Origin of the sequence: Paenibacillus sp. FSL P2-0136 (assembly GCF_037975325.1) — a bacterium.
In the GTDB taxonomy this organism is placed as follows: domain Bacteria; phylum Bacillota; class Bacilli; order Paenibacillales; family Paenibacillaceae; genus Paenibacillus_AQ; species Paenibacillus_AQ silagei.
Genome location: NZ_CP150244.1, coordinates 1,481,686 through 1,500,318, shown reverse-complemented (window position 1 = coordinate 1,500,318; position 18,633 = coordinate 1,481,686). Strand labels below are relative to the sequence as shown.

Here is an 18,633-nt window from a genome sequence, read left to right as displayed (position 1 = left end):
TGTATGCTGTTTTTTGCATACATTCGGGCCATGCGCCTGCATGTGAGCACAATGTATGCTGTTTTCCGCATATATTCGGGCCACATGCCTGCGTACCAGCAAATGTATGCTGTTTTCCGCATACATTCGGGCCACATGCCTGAGCGCCATTTATCCACAACAGAAGAAAATCATAATTTCCTCTACAGTAAAAAAGGCTCCCGCTGCGCGGAAGCCCCATTATAAACCATTCGCTTGTCTACCAAGCTACATACCTTCTACCCTCTTCGACTCTATTCACTCTGCCGCTGCCGCAGACCCGCTCTGTCCCGGCTTGAACAGCCACTCATGATCGGGATCATTGTGGAACACCCATGTGCGCACCGGTCCGGCCATCACGTTAAGATAATACGAATCATATCCCGGCGGTGCTGAGACAGGATGATAGCCCTCCGGCACAAGCACAATGCTCTTATCCGGAACAGCAATAGTCTCGTCGAGACTGCGGTCATCATTATAGACCCGCTGCACCACGAAGCCGTGGGCGGGATTGACCCGGTGATAGTACGTCTCCTCCAGATAGGATTCGGCCGGCAGGTTATCCTGGTCATGCTTGTGCGGCGGATAGCTGGACCAATTGCCGCCGCCCGTACGCACCTCGACCACCAGCAGGCTCTCGGCCACACTCTGCTCAGGCAGGATATTAACAACCTTGCGTGACATACTGCCATAGCCGCGATCCTCAATTGCCGCATCTGACGGGGTAATCAGCCGTGCCGGATATTTGCCGCTTCCCGGAGCAAGACAGACTCCAAGCTCCAGCTCTGTCAGTGCAGTAACCTCATAATGCGCTCCGGCCGGAACATACACAGCATAAGGAGCCATATCTTCAAAGACTGACATGCGTCCGCCGATATCGGCGAACCGCTCGCCATCCACCTCTATATCTGCTTTGCCCGCCAGCAGCACCAGGCAGATCTCGTTCCCCCCGCTATCACGCTCCAGGGTAGCCCCGGCCTGCAATTGGTACACCTCGAACCCGACATACTTCCATCCGGCACTCTCGGGGCTGACCGCAGCGATACAGCCATCCTTATCCGGCGCTCCGGCCTTAATCAGTAGATCAGACATCCTCGTTCATCCTCCTCTGTCTTCAGAATCTGTATCCGCTTACAAGGCCTGCAGTTCAGAAAATCCTGCTTCCGCAGCAGTTACAGACAGCTTGACGGGAAGTCCGCTCAGATACGATTCTCTGGCTGCTTCAGCAATGAGCTGTGCGGCTTCGCCGTCACGGCCGCTGCAGATCACCGGCTCCTGTAGCCGCACGGAACGGGCGAACGCAGCAATCTCCTCCGTGAATGCCTGGTTATAGCGCTCCAGGAAGAAATGCTCCGGCTGATCGCGGGTAACCGAAGTCGCGGTGGATACCTCCACTGTTGTCGGGCGGCAGTTGTCGGCGGTCGCCGAACCCAGCGTTCCGAAGACCTCGACCCGTTGATCATAGCCGTATACGGCCTGCCGGCTGTTGTCGATCACGCAGATGGCCCCGTTCACGAACGTCAATGTAATGACGGCGGTGTCCACATCCCCGCAACGGCCGAACATCGGATCAATCAGGTTCGCCCCCCGGGTGTAGACCTCAGCCACTTCACTGCCTACCAGATAACGGGCCATATCGAAATCATGAATCGTCATATCCATGAACATCCCACCGGAGGAACGTACATAAGCTTCACCGGGAGGCTGCGGGTCACGCGAGGTAATCTTCACAATATGAGGATTCCCCAGCTCTCCGGACTGAACCAGCCGCTTCAGCTTACGGAAGCTGGGGTCCATCCGGCGGTTGAAGCCCACTTGCAGCAGCACACCAGCGTCCTCTGCCGCCTGCAAGGCCCGCTGGGTCTCTTCCGAGGAGAGGCTGATCGGCTTCTCGCAGAAGATATGTTTGCCCGCGTGCGCAGCCCGCTCAATCCAGGACGCATGCGAATCAGTCGGCGTGCAGATGAACACCGCTTCAATCTCAGGATCATTCAGTATATCTTCACCCGCAGCAAAAACAGAGCCAAGCCCCCTGCTCTCTGCCCAGGCCAGTAATTCCTCACTCATCATAGCTTCAGCTATGGACTTCAGCTTGAACGACGGCAGCGCACGCAGATTGTCTGCGTGGAGGCGGCCGATTCTTCCCGCGCCGATAATGCCAACTACAATCGGTTTAACCATGTTCGCTTATCCTCCTCGAAGGGTAAGCGCTTAACCTTCCCGAGAACAGTATACTTCATGCCCGGGAAAGCTTCAAGCAAATCTTTTCTCAAAAAGATCAGATAAGCGTAGGCCGAAATAAAATAGGAAATAGATACAGTAAGATTTCTCTTTAACACCCCATGAATTCCTATATTATCTAAGCTAGAACAGCAAATGAGGTGACTTATGAGCAAAATTAATTTTACCGAAAGCCTGCTTCGTGTCATTATTTCTCTGATCGGACTTCCATTCACATGGATTCAAGCGGCTCTTTCCAGATACCTTCTGTATAAATATAAAGCTCCAGGAGAAAAGATTTCCGTTGGCTCACATCATCTCCATGCGATGGTTACCGGCAGCAACACAAGTAATCTTCCGACGATTCTATTAGAAGCAGGAATGGGCGGTTGTGCTCTGGATTGGTCATTGGTTCAGCCCGCATTAGCCAAGCATACCAAGGTCCTCTCCTATGACCGGGCCGGTTTCGGTTGGAGCACTACACCTATCAGTCAGCCGACTTGCGAAGGCTATGTTCGTGATTTGCGGGAATTATTGACGCAGCTTGAATTAGAACCCCCATACATTCTTGTAGGGCACTCCTATGGCGGAATGATCATGCGGCTGTTTGCTTCTAAGTATCCTGAAGAGGTCTCCGGGATTATTCTTGTGGACTCCACACATGAGCAAAGATTCATAGAATCCACTTTTAATCAAATCAGATATGAAGAACGGCTGCGGCACCTGAGACGGCTAAGAATGGGTTATCTTTTATCCCCTATTGGGTTGCCCCGTCTATTAAAACAACCTATTGGTGCCAAACGGCTGCCTCCACCAGTTCAACATACAGTGAATACACTCGGATATCGAAATAATGCGTATAAAGCGGCATATCTGGAATCTCTCTGCACTATAGAAAGTGCCCTCCAATTAATAGAGTCAGAGCCTTTAGTTCCGGAATTACCAATCATCGTATTATCTGCCGGAAGGCAGAATGAGGATTGGCAGCAAGCACAGAAGAAGCTCCTCCAGTTAACCGCAAAAACCCGGCAGATCGTGATAGAGGACAGCTGGCATTCTATTCAACTGTATAAACCGCAAGCTGTCGTAGATTCGGTACTGAGTCTATTAAGAGATAATCACCGCAACCAAACAGACAAGCAGGCGTCTATTTAGTAGGAATATATATCCATTAAGAAAGGTGAGCTAGCATGATTGGGAGATTCACAAGGGTTGTGGAAGGAAGTTCCAGACTGGTTATTAGTATTTTTCATCCAGCCATCGGGGGAGAACCGGTGAAGGGTATAGATCTGTATGCCCCTTGTCAGGCGGAGGCGGCTAAGCTTTTGACAGAGATGGGCGTTGATCTGGACAAGCTGAATATTGCCAGTGTAACAACCAACGGAGCATTAGCTCCCAGAAAAGAAGGGTATCCCGTCGTCCTCTTCTCCCCTGGTTTCGGTGTAGAACGCGATATGTATCTTGGATTGATCTCCAAGCTAGTCTCCAAAAACTACGTGGTAGTTACGATCAGCGCTCCGCATGAGTCCGTGTTCACCGTATTTCCAGATGGCAGTTATCTCAAGCAGGCACCAGAAATGGCGGAGCTGGCAAGCAGTGACTACACCAGTTGGTCCCGTCTGCTCCTCAACCGGGTTCAATACATAAACGCAGTTATGGACGTTCTTGAGACGCTTAACTGCTCCGATGATGCTGAGCTCGCCGGGCTGTTCGACCTGGATAAGGTTGCTGTCATGGGACATTCGCTCGGAGGTGCCGCCTCCCTGGAGGCCGCCAAGCAGGATCACCGGATCAAGGCGGCTGTCCTGCTCGATCCCAGTTTTCACCTCATTCGCCGCGAAGAGGTACCCTCTTCTGTTCCAGTTCTGCTGCTGCGGCAAGAAGCTTCGGCGTACCGGGAGATGGCAGCATCTATGAATGAGACCATTGCATACGATTACATCGATGGGCAGCGCTATGCCTTCAACTCTCTGAACAATGCCCATTTCTATCGGGTAAAAGGGGCTCAGCACATGTCGTTTTCGGATATTCCGCTTCATTACGGTGATCAACACGCAGTTCCCGTTCATGCCGTTACCGCAGAAGCTGCAACCGCATTCATGGAGGCGATCTTTTGTAAGGGTGAGTCGGGCCGAAATTTCGCTTTACAGCCTGGAGAAACCGTCGTTCCCATCAACGCAGAGGGTGAACCTGTAGGAACTTAGCATGAATTGATAAACGTAGTTGCAGGGACAGTATTGCTTAATTTTAAATGTTCTTTACAGCTAAATAACGGGTACTCAATGATACACTTAAGCTATCATAACTCTTGCTAGAAGGAGTGTTCCAAATGCAATTACAAATAGTGAAGGTGCCCGGCACAAACGATACATCTTATGTTACAAACAAAATGATTGAATTCAATCTCAAGCATTTCCCTGACGAATTGAAGGGCAGATATCAAGCCGTCAACCTTCTTTTGAAGGATAGCGATGGAAATGTATACGGCGGACTAACTGGTGAAATATGCTGGAACTGGTTAGAGGTACAGTATCTATACGTTGACGAGGACTACAGGAAATTCGGATATGGAAAGAAACTGCTGCTCGAAGCCGAAAAAATGGCTAAAGAAAAAAAATGTGATTTTATCAAATTAGATACCCTAAGCTTTCAGGCATTGGATTTTTACTTAAAGCAAGGGTTTGAAGTTTTCGGAACGATACATAATGCCGGCAGCCATACTCATTATTATTTGAAAAAAGAACTCTCTCAAAACAGTTAATTCGTTAGCCAGCGCTTAGACTACCGCCCCCCCCTAGGCAAGCATACGTCTATTCAATTGGGAAAAGCAGATTGGAAATTAAAGGTGTTTCCGGAAGCATCTAAGAGAAGGATAGATTACTTATGAAAGCTAAAAGGAATATAGCACTTATTCTTAGTTTCATTGCCTTAACTGGAGGCATGTTCATCTCGTCGCTGATTGGTGTTGTCTTTGGAATCATTAGTATAGCTTTGAGTTTGCAACAAATGAAGGCTGATAGAAAGAAATCCTTAATCGCTATAATAATCAGCACAATTGCAATGTTAATTCCAATAATCCTGGCGGTCACTCTAGCCACTATACTCGATGAGTAGGATAACGCGGGAGTAATTAGAATTATTAACAGGTCAACGCCATGCCTTTACATCCTTGAAGAGTGCGCATTTCTATCGGATAAAAAGTGCTCAGCATATGTCTTTTTCTGACATCCCGCTTCATTATGGTGATAACCATTCAGCTCCAATTCATGCCGTTACCGCAGAAGCTGCAGCCGCATTCGTGGAAGCCGTTTTTCATAAGGGTGCTGTGTCTCGAAATGTAGCATTACAGCCTAGCGAAACCGTTGTTCCAATCAATTCAGAGGGTGATCCTGTAGTAACTGTATCGTAGGAGGGTTTTCATGAAAGTTAGACTAAGCGATTATAATCTGGACTGGGTTAACCGTTACCAAGAGGAAGCTTCGTTTTTAACTACAATATTTGCGGATGAAATCGTACGTTTTGAGCATTTTGGCAGCACCTCAGTGCCCGGTTTAAAAGCTAAACCCGTCATTGATATGATGTGTATTGTAAAAGACATAGGCAAAATCGACCCGTACAACGATAAGATGACACTGCTCGGATATGATGTAGCTGGAGATTGGGGGATTCCCGGCAGAAGGCTATTCCGCAAAGGCGGAGAGGCAAGGACGCATCATATTCATTGTTATCAGGCAGACAACCCTCAGATTGAACGGCATCTCGTGTTCAGAGATTATTTAAGAGCCCATCCGTCGGAAGCGGCAAGATACAGTCAGTTCAAACAAGAATTAGCGGATCGCTTCGAGGATACCAACCAGTACGGCCGGGCCAAAAAATCATTTGTGATTACTATGGAACAACGGGCGCTTTCCTGGTACGCAAGCCTGCGTTCTGATGCGAGGTGAGCCGATGAATTTCAGATGTGAATGCGGACACCGAATCCACGACAATACGGATTATTTGCCCTATAAAGGATACTTCCTTGCGGACCAGGATCAGGATGATCTTATGGATGAGATTGACGATGCTATTGAGAAATCGGGTCCGACGCCGCGGGATAAGGAAGAAGCTGCTATGAGGATTAGATCCTTAATCACTAGACTGTTCAAATCCGCTTACCAGTGCTCCAATTGCGGGAACCTCTTCATGGATCTTGGTCCTGCCGGACTGGAGATGTTCAGGGGAGTTGATCCTGTGAATAAGAATCTGTTACGGTCGGCTTTAGGGGAGCAGTGGCGGGGGCATGTATATGGAGAATGGAAGGACATCCTGCCTGAATGGCAAACTTCCCATGGCATCCTGTACAATGAGACCAATGTCAGCTGTCCAAGCGGAGAATCGGCGGGGAATGGACATTATAGCGATTGGGAAGCCTTGGAACGGGACTATTATCAGTTGTTTGATGAACTCAAGAACAGGAATGCCATACGGTACAGCCAATTGGAAAAGAACGGGACCCTAATTCATTCATGGAGCTTACCTAAATAGCTTTTCTGTATAGGCTGAATGAGTGGAAATAAGCTAAAAAACTCTAAGGAGGAACTCCAATGAAGACAATCCTGCGCATGATGGACCACCTGTACTGGGCGGACGGACGAATTTTGGATGCACTTGAAGCGAGTCACACGAAGGACGCGGAGCTTCTGAAGCTGGTGCGGCATGTGGCGGTGGCGGAGCAGGTCTGGCTGTCGCGCTTGCAGGGAAAGGGCAACGTACAATATTGGTTATGGGAGGAAGCAGAAAACCTGCCGGAGATTCGGCGAATGTTCGAAGCTAACGCTAAGGAATACCGCAGCTATACCGGCAAGCTGGAAGAATCTGCGCTGGATCAGATGATCAGCTACAACAGCCAGAATGGACGTTCGTTCCAGACCTCCATCGGGGACATCCTGCTGCAGGTGCTGTTACATGGGCAATATCACCGGGGACAGATCAACCGGGCCCTTCGGATGGAATCGGCAGAGCCTTTCCCCGTTGATTACATCACCTTCGCGCGACTCTAACAGGGCTTCACGAATGTAATGCAACGGGTAGCTTTCATATCGTGGACTGGTTACATCTGACTTGTTAATGAACAAGGAGCGAATACCAAAAATGGAGATCAGAGCATTACATACGGGTGAACCGCCCCCAACCGAATTGCTTTTATTGGCGGACCCTTCCCCGAAGCTGGTTGAAGACTATGTGGCAAGAGGGCAATGCTTCGTTGCTGAGGCGGATCAACAAGTGGTCGGAGTCTATGTGTTACTGCCTACAAGACCGGAGACTGCCGAGCTGGTCAATATTGCAGTGAATGAGGAGTTCCAGGGGCAGGGAATCGGGAAGCAACTGGTGAATCACGCGATTCAGGAGGCTAAGCGGCTCAGATTCAAAACGCTGGAGATCGGCACAGGCAACTCTAGTATCGGCCAGCTTGCGTTGTATCAGAAATGCGGCTTCCGGATCACCGGGATCGACAGGGACTTTTTCATCAGACATTATAGTGAAGAAATCTATGAGAACGGGATGCAGGTTATAGATATGATACGCCTGTCAAAGGATCTCTAAGTCAATCAGGGCTGCGGAACAGCTTCACCAATGTTAATGCCGTGCAGAAATTACTGCGGGAGGTTAGCGCATCTTATGGAAACACAGATATTGCAATTCCTTAATACCACCTATCCGGTTCAACTCTCCAGTGTGGAGGCGGTCACCAACGAAATGTACCGTTGTCACTCGGATAAGGGGACATTCTTCGCCCGAATCACGAATTATAAGACCTATGAAGAACAATTAGCTGAAGTGAACTGGACTACTTATCTGTTCAATCGGGGCGTACGGGTGCCTGAGGTTGTACCTACAATACAGGATTCGCTTGTCAGCACCCTGCTGCTGAATGAAGAAGAGAAGTCCGTAGTCTTGTTCCAGGCGGCAGCCGGAATCCACCTGCCCCGGGCCAAATGGGACAAAACCATATTCAGAACCCTTGGACAACAGATAGGCAGAATGCATCAGGTGAGCAAAGAATACCAGCACTCTGAAGCGGCACAGCCGATTCCACATTGGTATGATAACGATGAATATGATTTTCTCAAATACATTCCTGCAGAAGAGCGGGCCATACGGGACATTGCGAAGGATGTGCTCAAGCAGGTCCGAAGACTGCCCAAAGATGAGGCGAACTACGGCATCATTCACGGCGACCTGTGGCTGAACAATACGCTTGTGGACAGTGACTCTGCGCTGACGATGATTGACTGGCAGGATTGCGAGCGGCATTATTACGTCTATGATCTGGCGGTGCCCATCTATTCTGCACTAGAATTCTCGTTCACGGGCGGGCAAAACCTCATAGATTATAAACGCGCGATTACCAAAGCAATCACGGACGGATATAAGGAAGAGCATCCCCTCTCCGCCGAGATGTCCAGACAGCTGCCGCTGTTCCTGAGACTGAAGGAGCTGTTTGAGTACAACCTGATGCATATGTATTGGAACTTCGAGGAGCTCAGCGAGGAGCAGGTGCGGATTCTGAATCTGTACAGAAGCAAGATTGAGTATATGCATACGTGAGGTGAGTGAAGTGTATGACTATATCAGTATTCATTCTGCGGGCTACGCCAAGACTGTAAGAACGGAGGTGCTGGAGCGGTTTTTTATTAGTACGATGAGGTTTGAAAAAATCGGTCCTCTATCTTTCTCCAAGGCGCTCCATGGAGCACATATCGGGGTAAAGGGAATCTCCGCAAATTCGGATGGCAGTTATGCTTACTACACCCTGGAAGGGATTGAAGAGGTGAATCTGGTCGAGGTCATTCTGCCGGTGATGATGGATAAGCAGCTCGAACATGCCATAACCGCTCTGGCGATGGCCATTGTTGACGAATTCCATTGGTGTATTGATGAGGACCACGGTTTGGATACTTGACGCAATCATACCTATTTTCTCCGTGCCTGCACAATGTATGCTGTTTTTCGCATACATTCGGGCCATATGCCTGCTTGCGAACACAATGTATGCTGTTTTTCGCATACATTCAGGACATACGCCTGCATGTGAGCACAATGTATGCTGTTTTCCACATACATTCGGGCCATGCGGCGGTATGTGAGCACAACGTATGCTGTTTTCCACATACATTCGGGCTATGCGGCGCTGCTGTACCAGCCGATTGCATTCGGTTTTTCGCATACCTTCAGCAACACAGTTACTCTACGAATCACTCTAAGAACTCTTATCCACAAATTTCCACACACCTTATCCACTGCAGGAGGAAACGATAGCTTCCTATGCAAAAAAAGCGGCAGCCGAGGACGATTCGTCCTTGGCCGCCGCTTGTCTGATCCGCTGGCTTCTGTCACCTGCCCACTTCCTGTTCCGACTCTTCTCGACTAAGCAGAGTTTCCGCCTCAGCAATAATGCAGCGCTTCACCCAGCGCGACCAGCGCCATCGCCTGGCCGTAGGCCATCGGGGCAATGATGATCCCTTTGTAGTCCTCCTTGGCTGCGCCGATGGGAGTACCGCCGGACACGCCGAGCACTGTGCCTTCGCCGTCAATTCTGTCCAGGATGGCGCGGATTGCCCGCAGAGCCGGTTCGCTATAGGCCTCCGGGAGCAGCCCCCGGCGCACACTGTTCAGAATACCAGCGGCAATCGCAGCCGAACCCGAAGTCTCGGTATAGCTGCCGGGGTCATCCAGCAGGGTATGCCATAGTCCGTCCCCGCTCTGACAAGCGAGCAAGGCTTCGGCCTGGGCCTGTAGCGTCTGCTGGAGATAGCTGAAGACTCCGTCTGCCAGATAGGGCCGCATCAGCTCCAGATATTCCGGCAGGCCGAGAGCGAACCAGCCGTTGCCGCGGCACCAGAAGGCTTCACTGAAGTTATGGCGCTCTGCAAAATGCCAGCCATGGAAGAAGAAGCCGGTTTTTTTGTCATACAGATATTTAATATGCAGCAGCAGCTGATGCAGCGAGGTCTCGCGCCACTGCGGGTTGTCGTACTTCACACCCATTTTGGCAGTGAACAGAATCGCCATGAACAGCGTATCAATCCAGATCTCGTTCTCATGGAGCGAGACCTCATGCTTCTGAGTCCCCGTAGTCACATGCTGATAGCCTTGCTCCAGCGTCCGGGGCAGGCCGTGCATTAACCATTCTATCCATTCGAGACTCAGCTCTCCGGCCTCTTCCAGTTCCATCAGCGAGAGCAGCGGGGCAGTCGTATTAATATTCCGGCTGGGTAGTCCCTTCGTAAGCTGCCGGGCCATCCACGGCTTGGTATATTCCGCATAACGGCCGTCCCCGAAATGCCGGTCAAGCTTTTGCAGGCCATACAGCCCCACTCCCTGCGGCCAATCCCACTCTTCCATCCCGAAGTCCCTGGCAAAATACCCCCGGCGTCCCGCGTCTTCCCCCAGGTTCTGCAATTCCGCTTCATTATCCGGCCGGCCCAGCTTCAGCAGCTTATTCGTGACCAGGTCCAGCTTCTGCATAACCTCTTCCTTGCTCACACAGCTAACCGGCACCGCTTGCTTCTCTCCTGCTCCCATCCTAGCCTCTCTCCTCTCAGCTCTGCGCCCCGCGCAGCTTGATTCTGAACGTCCTGATCTCATACGGCTTCACCTGGAAGCTCAGCTCCTCTGCTTCCTGCCAGTCTCCCAGCGGCTCCTCCATCAGATTGCATTCCTGCCAGGAAGCCATAGAATAGGCGCTATCTACAGTAATCTGTGTCCGGGAACCGGCGTACTCATGCAGCCGCAGCACCACATCCTTGCCGTCCTCCGAACGTTTGATAGCATCCACTGTCACATGTGCGCCATCAATATAGAGCAGCGGGGGCCCTTCCAGCTCACCTGCCACACTGCGAAGCGGATTATTCAGCTCCCACGCCTCCTGGACCACCCTGCCTTCGACGAAATCACCGGTATGCGGGTACAGGGCATACGTAAATTCATGATGCCCCTGATCCTGCTGCGGATCGGGATGAACCGCCGATTTCAGCAGCGTCAACCTTAGCACGCTGTCCTTGATGTCATAGCCGTATTTGCAGTCGTTGAGCAGCGCTATCCCATAGCCCTTCTCGCTGATATCCGCCCACTGATGGCCCACCGTTTCGAAGCGGGCGTAATCCCAGCTCGTATTCCAGTGTGTAGGACGCTTCACGTTACCGAACTGAATGTCATACGTAGCCTCCAGCGCATGAATATCCACCGGGAAAGCCACCTTCAGCAGCTGGTTATGCCCGTGCCAGTCCATCTCTGTGCGGAAGTCAATCCGCGCGGTATCCCGGTAGAAGATGATATCCTGGGTAACCGCTGTGCGGTGATAAGTCCAGGTCATACGCAGCACTGCCCGAAGCGGGCCGTTCTCGGTCAGCTCACATCCGGTCAGCTGAGTGATCTCTGTCATCTTTTCCTGGTAGAAAATATCGATATCCCACGCTTCAAAATCCAGCGGCTTATCCTCGAACACCTGAAGTACATTCCCGCGCTGTCCTGGCGCCAGCAGCTCACGGCCGCTCTTCCGGTCGATTATTGAAGTGAAGTGCCCCTGCTCATTCCACACCACTTCCACAAGCGGTGTGCTCAGCGTGTTGCCGGATACGGCTGCAAGCGGCTGAACCTGTGACTTCCCGGAGGCCTCAGCTGCTTGTCCGTGTACTACCTTCAGCACCGCCGTGCCCAGTGCAGGCACAGACGGAACATAGACCAGCACTTGTCCGTCTGCCGTCCGCTGCTGCCACAGCCGGTTCCCGTCAGCGTCATGAACCTGTGCAGAATCTGCGGCACCTACAGCAAGCAGTGCATAACGCGGACGGTTCCAGTTCGAGCTGTTCATCAGCGTGAGCCTGCTGTCATCCTTTTCCTGGACTACACCGTTAATCAGAGCTAGTGAGCGGGCTTCTCCTTCTGCATATTCAGCATCACTGTCCTCATAGACCTCAGCGATCGACGAACCGGGAATGATGTCATGGAACTGGTTGCGCAGCAGAATCTCCCAGATCCCGGTCAGTTCAGCCGCAGGATAAGCGGTTTCAAGATTCCCCTGTCTTACACCCATCAGCGTATGCAGCCACTCGGCATCGCGCAGCAGTAGCTCCAGGCGGCGGTTATATTTCTTGTTGCGGGCTTGTGAGGTATACGTGCCCCGGTGGCATTCGAAATACAGCTCACCGTTCCAGGTGTGTACGAACGCCTCCGTCTTCCCGATCCGTTCATGCAGTCCGGTGAAATACTCCCCGGCACTGCCCATCTCAATCTTCGGAATGCCCGGAAGCTTGTCGAAGCGCCGGCGAAGCTCCAGCATCTCCCGCGTCGGCCCGCCGCCTCCGTCACCCCAGCCGTATGCAAACATCAGGTGATCGTTGATCTTCTTATCCTGATAGGAATTCCAGATTCCGCGCAGCAGCCCTGCCGTCATCCGTCCGTTATATGTGTATTCAGCTCCATCCTTCTCGGAGGTCGTGATGAAATGCGTCAGCACCTCTGAGCCGTCCATCCCCCGCCACCAGAAGGTGTCATGCGGCATCCGGTTGAACTGATTCCAGCTGATTTTGGTCGTCATGAACGTGTCGATGCCCGATTTGCGCAGAATCTGCGGCAACGCCCAGCTGTATCCAAAGACGTCCGGCAGCCACAGGTACTTACTCTCTACGCCGAATTGTTCACGGAGATAGCGTTTGCCCAGCATAATCTGGCGGACCAGCGACTCGCCGGACGGGATATTACAATCCGACTCCAGCCACATCGCCCCTTCCGCTTCCCAGCGCCCTTCCTTCACCTTCTCGGTGATCCGCCCGAACAGCTCCGGATAATCCTGCTCCAGATAAGCGTACAGTTGAGGCTGTGTCTGAAGGAACTGGTACTCAGGGAACTCCTCCATCAGCCGCAGTACGGTGGAGAAGGAACGGGCTGTCTTTTCACGGGTATGCTTCAGCCTCCACAGCCAGGCAACATCAATATGGGTATGACCCACAGCCGTAAGCGTTACGTCAAAAGTCTGCGGCATCGCCTCTATCGCCTGATTCAGACTGGCGCCTGCCTGATACAGCGAAGCAGTATGCTCTGGCGAGCCCGGCTCCGACCAGTCGATCAGACGGAAGGCTTCGTTCAGCGCTCTAAGCAGCCACTGCTTCTCCGGCTGGTCTCTGCCCAGGTAACGGAAGGTGTCGAGCGCTGCCTTCGACATATAGAACAGATCATCAATGCTCTCGTCCAGATAGCCGATGAATGCTTCGCTGAGCCGGTGCTCCTGAATTCTGGGCACTCCGCCGCCCTCAAGTCCCGACCACAGCCGGAAGGCCAGCTCTACCGTCTGTCCGCCCCATTCATCACCGAAGATTACCTCTCTATGGTTGTTATCTACGCCCTGATAAGGCGACCCGTTCACGAACAGCAGCGATTCGAAGCCGGAGTTATTGAAGTCCCCTGTTTTGCCAAAATCAAATCTGCCGGCAATTTTGAAGCCTGCCTGACTAGGCGGCAGCACGATCTCTGTGCGCAGCCAGATGTAACGGTCCCGCCCGCGCCAATGCTCCTGAAGCCTGATGATGCCATCAAAGGCCACCGACTCCGGGTACACACCGTTAGCCCCTTCCTCATCTTCAGCGAACGCGAACTCAGTAAGCTCCTGAACCTTAAGATATCTATACTTTTCCACTTCGGCCTGGCGTTTGATCAGCTTTTCTTCTGTGAATAACATCTCTATCACTCCCTGTATCCGCTTTCATATGGTCACTATAGCAAACCTTTCACTCCAAAAACTACCCAACTCTTGCTGTATTCCGACCGATTCATTGCATATTTTGCTTTTTTGAGCCTATAATATACAGGTGGAAACGGCTTGGACTTCTATAGTAAACGGCAACGGTGAGGAGAGAGGCTATGCTTGACAGCGACCTGTTATATGACCAAGGATATAGCATACGTATCAATACTCCGGCTGATCCGCTCTTTTACTATTTCGACTACGATCAGCGCTCTCACGACATCAATATGGAGTTTCAGCACGATCATGACTTTTATGAGATTCATATTCTGCTGGATTCCAGCGCTACTCATATTATTGAAGGTAATGTACATGCCCTGCAGCAATATGACATTGTTCTGCTTGCTCCGTACCGGCTGCATATGACCCAGTATCCCGCAGGCCCGCCGCATAAGCGGCTGATTATCAACTTCAACCTGCCCAGGAATATACCCGGATTTGAGACCGCTTACAATGCAATGCTGCAGCCATTCTCCGAGGAGGTTCCGATCTACCGGTTCACCGGAGGCCCGCGCAGTGCCGTGTTCGAGCCGCTCAATGCTATTTTTAACTGTTCCCGCAGCGCTTCACCGCTGAACCCTGTGCTGATTCACAGTCTGTTCCAGCAGTTTCTGTGCAGTCTGTCCCAGCAGAATGACAAGAATGCGTACGTGCTGGAAGAGATCGGCAATGCCATGATGCAAAAAATCTATTCAATCACCGCCCACATTCACAGCCATTATGGCAGTGAGTTGTCCCTGGACTCCATCTCCAAGGAATTCTATATCAGCCCTTATTATTTATCGCACCAGTTCAGAACCGTCACCGGCTTCACCTTGACCGAGTACATCCAGATGACCCGCGTCCGCAAAGCCCAGCAGCTCCTGCTCCATACCCGGCACAAGATCTCCGACATCGCCGGACAATGCGGCTTCAACAGCTTCTCACAGTTCAACCGTATCTTCAATAAGCAGAGCGGCATGTCTCCGTCCGCGTTCCGCAAGGCGCAGGGGGCGTCTGGCGGGGCTTCGTCTTTGAGTTCGTATTGAATTAAATATCGAGGAGGAAAATGGAACATGGAAACGCTAAACTCCAGCAAAGATAACAGCGGCGGTGTCACGTATACAATCAGCACCCAATATGAAACCTATGCAAACTACGCGATTGAAGCCTCCCTTATCACCGATATCGTTAACGGCTTCGCCGAAGATCCGGATGATTTCATCGTCATTGATCCCAGTATGCCGGTAGAGGGAAGTCTGTATATGCAGGCCGCCCCTGTCCGCCATACTCCCCGCAGTATCGTTGTTGAATTACGCCTTGGCTATCCCGACGGGTCCTTCAGGCATTTCTCCAGGGAGATGACGGACAGAGATAGCGTGATCCGGATGCTGCTGGATTATTGGGGCTTGCAGAAGCTGCCTGCTTATTCCGCCTGGTCAGATGTGACGGATGAATTAAGCTAGACTTATCCGGGGACCGGATACACAGCAAAGCAGCGCTTCTCCCGTTACAGGAGAAACGCTGCTCTGTTAGCTTCTTGCTACACCATAAACTGAACGCGGCTGAGCAGAACCTCACCCTGCATGACAAGATACACATCTGTGGTTCCGGCATCCACATCCGCTATAGCGGACTGGTTGTGCCACTGCTGGACGCCGCCGGACGAAACCGCAAGTGTAGCCGCCAGCTTGCCGGACGGGCTGCCGGTCCGCACTTCAACTACGCCTCCCAAGGCGGAGGATACCAGTATCTCGACGCCTGCCGCCCCCTCTGCAAACCGGACATTATGGAAGGCGATCCATGCCCCTTCCTTCACCGGATGCACCGCAGCGCCGCCAGCCTTGCATTCATCAAGGAAAACCGCTTCGTAATCATCGTAATTCTCAGCCTTAACCGGCGTATACAGATCACGCGGCGGAACGGTCTCGCCATGCAACCTGATTGTGGCTGACAGCCGGATATCTCCCGAGGAACGGCCTGCCATCAGCATGTATTCCCCATCCTCCACACAGTACTGTTCGCGGCTGACGTCCCAGAAGGAAAGTTCAGCGGCCGGTAAGGTGAAGGTGACCGTCTGCTTCTGTCCGGCAGCCAGCCGGGTTTTGTCAAACCTCTTCAATTGCTTAAGCGGACGCCTGATCCGGGTAGACAAGCACTGGACATACAGCTGAACTACCTCGTCACCGTCTACACTCCCGCTGTTCTCAAGCTCTACGTTCAGACTGATAATACCATCCTGCTGTACTTCCTCCGCTGCCAGTGATAGCTTGTTATAATTCACCTGCGCATAGCTCAGACCGTGACCGAACGGATAGAGCGGCTCACCGTCAAAGTACATATAGGTTCTCTTGCCTTTGATAATATCGTAGTCCATGAATTCAGGCAGCTGGCTGACGCTTCGGTACCAGGTCATATTCAGCTTGCCGGACGGGCTGTAATCGCCGAACAGGACATCTGCGACTGCATGGCCCAGCTCCTGTCCGCTGTGCGAGGTGTACAGCACGGCCGGAATATGCTCGTCGATCCAGGTGGAGGAAATCGGATAGCTGCCGACGATCACCACGACGGTGTTCGGGTTGGCGGCATAGACAGCCTTGACCAGATTCTCCTGCTCTGCGGGCAGTACGATATCCGGCCGGTCAATCTCCTCCTTGCCGTTCAAGAGCGGATGGTTACCGACGAATACAACGGCAACCTCAGCGGCCCGGGCCGCTTCCGCCGCTGCTTCTACGCCGTTCACGACAACTTTCTTATGGAATTGGGCTGCTTCGGCAGACGTTTGTTCTTCAGCAGCGCGAATAGTTCCGTCCTCAGCACTGATAACGAGCGGCTGATTGTTCCAGGTCCGCAAGCTGACGGTGCCTTCCCCCTCCGGGACCAGATTCAGCGATTCCTTCACATACCAGCCATAGATTTCATCAGCGGAAGCGGTCAGTGTGCCGGCATCTGTCAGGGTAACATATTGTCCCCTGCTGGCAGATTCAAGGGTATGAGCGGTCCAGCCCCACGCCGTATGGCGGAACATCTCTCCCCGCTCCGGCTGATCATGCAGCACTGCGAGCCGTCCGTCCTCGCCCGTGATGCCCACTGCTTGTCCGCTGGCAGCGGAGGTCAGAATGATCCGGTCATCTCCGCTCTCGAAGGTGACCTGCTTACCTGCCAGCTTCTTGATGATTCCCTGCAAAGGGGTCACCGCATATGGCAGCGTACCGGAATACCAGTCTCTGAACGCTTCGTCCCCCAGCGTGCCGATCACAGCGACCTTGGACAACGTGGCTGCATTCAGCGGAAGGGCATTATCGTTCTTCAGCAGCACTATGGATTCCTTCGCAGCTTCGAGTGACAGCTCGCCATGCGCTTTGCTGAGAATGGCCGAGTCGTCTATCTTCGTATACGGATTACCTTCCTCCGGATCGAACTCACCGAGCCGGAAGCGGACGCGGAAGGTGTTCGCCAGCGCGCGGTCCAGATCCGCCTCGGTCAGCAGCCCTTCACGGATCGCCTCGTGAATAACCTTAATGGTCTCCTCTGTCTCTTCGGTCACACTGTCAATACCATTCTTGATGGATTCCGCCATGGACTGGGCGAAGGACTCATAATATTTATGGTCCTTCACAATCCCGAACAGATCTCCGGCATCGCTGACAATGAAGCCGTCCATCTCCCATTCGCCCTTCACAATCTCCATCACCGCCGGATGGAGGATAACCGGCACGCCGTTCACCGAATTGTAGGCGGTCATCATGGATTGTGCGCCGCCTTCCTTGAAGGCAGGCTTGAACGCTTCCAGATAATATTCGCGCATATTGCGCGGGTCAATGCTGGACGAAGCCACGCCCCGGTCGATCTCATTATTGTTCCCGAGGAAATGCTTCAGGGTCGCTACCGCTTTCAGATACACCGGATGATCCCCCTGAATTCCCTGGACGAGCGCTGTACTCAGCCGGCCTGTCAGCTCAGGGTCTTCCCCGTAGGCTTCCTCTGTTCTCCCCCAGCGCGGGTCCCGTTCCATATCCACAGTCGGTGCCCAGAGAGTCAAGCCGTTAATAGTGGGATTCTTGCGGTAAAAGGCTCTGGCCTCATCCCCGATCGCCGAGCCGATTCTCTGCAGCAGCGCCGGATTCCAGGTACAGGCGAGGCCGCTTGGCTGCGGGTAGGAGGTGGCTTTGCCCAGCCATGAAATCCCGTGCGCTCCCTCCGTTCCATGCTTGTAACCGCCTACACTCAGCCGTTCAATGGCAGCCTGATATTGCGGCATCAGACTGACTTTCTCCGCAAGCGTCAGCCGGGAGAGCAGATCCTGAACACGTTCATCTAATGGCAATTCCGTTTGTCTAAAAGGATATGCAGCAGCGTCCAAATGTAATCTCTCCTTCATTCTTCATGATAACGGTTTCATCTCCAGCCAAACCAGCGTCCTCTTTCCTCCGCACAGCCCGGCTGTCCTATCCTCCTCCATCTTAAAAGATCCTTCCTGACAATAACACCTGAACAATTGGCCCAAAAATCAGTTCATTATTAGGGATTCCGTACTGTAAAGACGTTAATCAGATACATCACATACTATTGACGTTATACTATAGATAAATCGAAGTTAAGACTAAACAATGCTGAAAGGAAGTTCACAC

16 protein-coding genes are annotated in these 18,633 nt (G+C 52.1%); 11 read left to right on the top strand and 5 right to left on the bottom strand.

The genetic code is table 11. The features are described 5' to 3' along the window. Nucleotides 1-276: 276 nt before the first annotated feature. Both iolB and iolG read right to left on the bottom strand, forming a co-directional pair. On the bottom strand, nt 277-1,110 hold the full coding sequence (gene iolB, locus NYE26_RS06255; protein WP_036725770.1) for a 5-deoxy-glucuronate isomerase: 834 nt from the start codon (nt 1,108-1,110) through the stop codon (nt 277-279). Nucleotides 1,111-1,149: 39 nt separating this feature from the next. Then, entirely contained in the window at nt 1,150-2,199 is a 1,050-nt protein-coding gene (iolG, locus tag NYE26_RS06250) for an inositol 2-dehydrogenase (protein WP_339254688.1), read from the bottom strand. Between the two features lie 207 nt (nt 2,200-2,406). Between iolG and NYE26_RS06245 the strand changes: the two genes are divergently transcribed. The 9 genes from NYE26_RS06245 to NYE26_RS06205 all read left to right on the top strand — a co-directional run bounded on the left by NYE26_RS06245 (nt 2,407) and on the right by NYE26_RS06205 (nt 9,184). Beyond that, nucleotides 2,407-3,393, top strand: coding sequence for an alpha/beta hydrolase (locus tag NYE26_RS06245; protein ID WP_339254686.1), 987 nt, complete (start codon nt 2,407-2,409; stop codon nt 3,391-3,393). A 119-nt stretch (nt 3,394-3,512) separates the two neighbouring features. Then, nucleotides 3,513-4,442, top strand: a complete 930-nt coding sequence (locus NYE26_RS06240) for an alpha/beta fold hydrolase (protein WP_339254684.1) — start codon at nt 3,513-3,515, stop codon at nt 4,440-4,442. Nucleotides 4,443-4,567: 125 nt separating this feature from the next. Further along, a complete protein-coding gene (locus NYE26_RS06235; RefSeq protein WP_339254682.1) occupies nt 4,568-4,999 on the top strand; it encodes a GNAT family N-acetyltransferase in 432 nt (143 codons plus the stop codon). Between the two features lie 658 nt (nt 5,000-5,657). Then, nucleotides 5,658-6,182: a GrpB family protein gene (locus tag NYE26_RS06230; protein ID WP_339254680.1), complete on the top strand. Its 525-nt coding sequence runs from the start codon at nt 5,658-5,660 to the stop codon at nt 6,180-6,182. A gap of 4 nt (nt 6,183-6,186) precedes the next feature. Further along, on the top strand, nt 6,187-6,765 hold the full coding sequence (locus NYE26_RS06225) for a hypothetical protein (protein WP_209875179.1): 579 nt from the start codon (nt 6,187-6,189) through the stop codon (nt 6,763-6,765). A 59-nt stretch (nt 6,766-6,824) separates the two neighbouring features. Next, nucleotides 6,825-7,280 carry a DinB family protein gene (locus NYE26_RS06220; protein WP_339254677.1) on the top strand — a complete coding sequence of 152 codons (456 nt, stop codon included), beginning with the start codon at nt 6,825-6,827 and terminating at the stop codon, nt 7,278-7,280. Nucleotides 7,281-7,371: 91 nt separating this feature from the next. Continuing rightward, nucleotides 7,372-7,824, top strand: a complete 453-nt coding sequence (locus NYE26_RS06215) for a GNAT family N-acetyltransferase (protein ID WP_339254675.1) — start codon at nt 7,372-7,374, stop codon at nt 7,822-7,824. 75 nt (nt 7,825-7,899) lie between these two features. Then, entirely contained in the window at nt 7,900-8,829 is a 930-nt protein-coding gene (locus tag NYE26_RS06210; RefSeq protein WP_339254673.1) for a phosphotransferase, read from the top strand. After that, nucleotides 8,810-9,184: a hypothetical protein gene (locus tag NYE26_RS06205; RefSeq protein WP_339254671.1), complete on the top strand. Its 375-nt coding sequence runs from the start codon at nt 8,810-8,812 to the stop codon at nt 9,182-9,184. The genes NYE26_RS06210 and NYE26_RS06205 overlap by 20 nt, the downstream gene beginning before the upstream one ends. A 482-nt stretch (nt 9,185-9,666) precedes the next feature. Here the strand turns inward: NYE26_RS06205 and NYE26_RS06200 are convergent, their stop codons facing one another. Next, entirely contained in the window at nt 9,667-10,806 is a 1,140-nt protein-coding gene (locus NYE26_RS06200; protein ID WP_339254669.1) for a glycoside hydrolase family 88 protein, read from the bottom strand. A gap of 16 nt (nt 10,807-10,822) precedes the next feature. Then, on the bottom strand, nt 10,823-13,957 hold the full coding sequence (locus NYE26_RS06195) for an alpha-mannosidase (protein ID WP_339254667.1): 3,135 nt from the start codon (nt 13,955-13,957) through the stop codon (nt 10,823-10,825). 182 nt (nt 13,958-14,139) lie between these two features. On the opposite strand from NYE26_RS06195, the gene NYE26_RS06190 reads away from it, so the two are divergent. Next, nucleotides 14,140-15,051, top strand: a complete 912-nt coding sequence (locus NYE26_RS06190) for an AraC family transcriptional regulator (RefSeq protein ID WP_339254665.1) — start codon at nt 14,140-14,142, stop codon at nt 15,049-15,051. Nucleotides 15,052-15,078: 27 nt separating this feature from the next. Next, nucleotides 15,079-15,468: a hypothetical protein gene (locus tag NYE26_RS06185; protein ID WP_339254663.1), complete on the top strand. Its 390-nt coding sequence runs from the start codon at nt 15,079-15,081 to the stop codon at nt 15,466-15,468. Nucleotides 15,469-15,545: 77 nt separating this feature from the next. Here NYE26_RS06185 and NYE26_RS06180 read toward each other — a convergent pair whose 3' ends face one another. Further along, the gene (locus NYE26_RS06180) at nt 15,546-18,383 is read right to left on the bottom strand and encodes a glycoside hydrolase family 3 C-terminal domain-containing protein (RefSeq protein WP_339254661.1); all 2,838 of its coding nucleotides are present in this window, start codon (nt 18,381-18,383) and stop codon (nt 15,546-15,548) included. Nucleotides 18,384-18,633: the final 250 nt, after the last annotated feature.